The 2154-nt window shown below is 65.3% G+C and carries 2 protein-coding genes; one reads left to right on the top strand and one right to left on the bottom strand.

Features of this window, described 5'->3' with window-relative positions:
* Positions 1 to 639, bottom strand: a 639-nt coding sequence (locus tag WAN71_RS19250; protein ID WP_422226859.1) for an FAD-dependent oxidoreductase, incomplete at its 3' end; no start/stop codon positions are given.
* 61 nt (positions 640 to 700) lie between these two features.
* Between WAN71_RS19250 and WAN71_RS19245 the strand changes: the two genes are divergently transcribed.
* Positions 701 to 2154 (top strand): amino acid permease (locus WAN71_RS19245; protein WP_422226858.1); only part of this gene is annotated, 1454 nt, incomplete at its 3' end.

Here is a 2154-nt window from a genome sequence, read left to right as displayed (position 1 = left end):
CTCCCGGATCGCGTCCTTAGGGAGCCGAAACTGATGTGACGCATAGCCAATGCCCACGTCGACCGTCTTTTCGGGCGGACGCTGATACCCCCACTGCTCCAGCCAAACCGGCAGCCTGGTGCCGCGGCCGGTGGCGTCGACGACCACATCGGCGGCAACGAGGTCGGGCTCGTTGGTTTGGCTGTCCAGCAGCACGCCGGTCACCCGCTGGGCGTCGGCGTCGAAGCGCGGTTCGCGCACCGAACGCTGTTGAATCTCGACATTGGCGATTTCGGAAACCCGGCGCCGGATCTGCCACTCCAGGTGAGGCCGGCTGGGCACGTAAGCAGTGAACTGGTCGCGCAATGTGTGCCCGGTGCCCAGCACATGACCGGCCGCACCGAAGTAGATGCAGTCCGGTCGGTTCTCCAGGATGGGAACCCCGCCCGCGACCATGTCGTCGAGCAGACCGGGGAACAACGCATCGAATTCGACCGCGCCACGGGCCATTAACAGGTGAACATGGCGGCCTTGCGGGACAGCCGTGCGGTTAACGGGTGTGCTCGGGAGCTCGTCGCGTTCGAACACCGTGACCCGGTCGTAGAAGTCCGACAACACCCGCGCCGCGCACAGCCCCGCGATGCTTCCCCCGATGACAATCGCGTGGTCCCTTACGCTGTCCCCGCGCATTACCGCACAGTACTCGGTACTGTCCGGGTGCATGGCCGGTCGCTGGCGCACCAAGTCGGTCGAGCAGTCGATCGCCGACACCGATGAGCCGGGTACTCAGCTGCGCAAGGACCTCAGCTGGTGGCACCTGACCGTCTTCGGGGTGTCGGTGGTGATCGGGGCCGGCATCTTCACCGTCACCGCGCAGACTGCCGGTGACATCACCGGCCCGGCGATCTGGATCTCGTTCCTCATCGCGGCGATCACCTGCGGGTTGGCGGCGTTGTGCTACGCGGAGTTCGCCTCGACGCTGCCGGTGGCAGGCAGCGCCTACACGTTTTCCTACGCCACCTTTGGTGAGTTTTTGGCCTGGACCATCGGTTGGAACCTGGTTCTGGAGCTGGGGATTGGCGGCGCAGTGGTGGCCAAGGGGTGGTCGAGCTACCTGGACACCGTTTTTGTAATACCCAGCGGCGGAGTCACTTTGGGATCTCTCAATCTGGACTGGGGTGCGCTGCTGATCGTCGCGCTGGTGGCTACCCTGCTCGTGCTGGGCACCAAGCTGTCGTCGCACTTCTCTGCCGTCGTCACCACGATCAAGGTCGCGGTGGTGATGCTGGTGGTGGTCGTCGGCGCCTTCTATATCAAGACGGCCAATTACTCACCGTTCATCCCGCCGGCTGAGGCCGACCACTCCGGCAGCGGCGTCGATCAGTCGTTGTTGTCGTTGCTCACCGGGGCGCACAGCAGCCACTACGGCTGGTACGGCGTGCTGGCGGGAGCGTCAATCGTGTTCTTCGCGTTCATCGGGTTCGACATTGTGGCCACCATGGCCGAGGAGACCAAGCACCCGCAACGCGATGTCCCCCGGGGGATTCTGGCCACGTTGGGCATCGTGACCGTGCTGTATATCGCGGTGTCGATCGTGTTGTCGGGAATGGTTCCCTATGCCGATCTGAAGACCAGCAGCGACGGCCGTCATGCCAACCTGGCCACCGCATTCGCGGTCAATGGGGTGCACTGGGCTTCTGGTGTCATCTCGATCGGCGCGCTGGCCGGGCTGACCACGGTGGTAATGGTGCTTCTGCTCGGCGGATGCCGGGTGCTGTTTGCGATGTCACGCGACGGGTTGTTGCCGCGGCAGCTGGCCAAGACCGGCGGGCGCGGCACCCCAGTGCGCATCACCGTGCTGGTCGCGGTGTTGATCGGGGCGACGGCGTCGGTGTTCCCGACGCCCAAACTCGAGGAGATGGTCAACGTCGGAACGCTCTTCGCCTTCGTCCTGGTGTCGGCCGGGGTGATCGTCCTGCGCCGCACCCGCCCAGACCTGCCGCGCGGGTTCACCGCGCCCTGGGTGCCGCTGCTGCCGATCGCCTCGGTGTGCGCGTGTCTGTGGCTGATGATCAACCTGACCGTGCTGACCTGGATCCGATTCGGCGTCAGGATGCTCGCCGGGGTCGCCATCTACCTGGGCTACGGCCGTCGGCACTCGGTGCTGGCCAGGCG

The organism is Mycobacterium sp. (assembly GCF_049280035.1).
Taxonomy (GTDB): Bacteria; Actinomycetota; Actinomycetes; order Mycobacteriales; family Mycobacteriaceae; genus Mycobacterium.
This window is presented reverse-complemented; position numbering and strand designations above follow the sequence as displayed.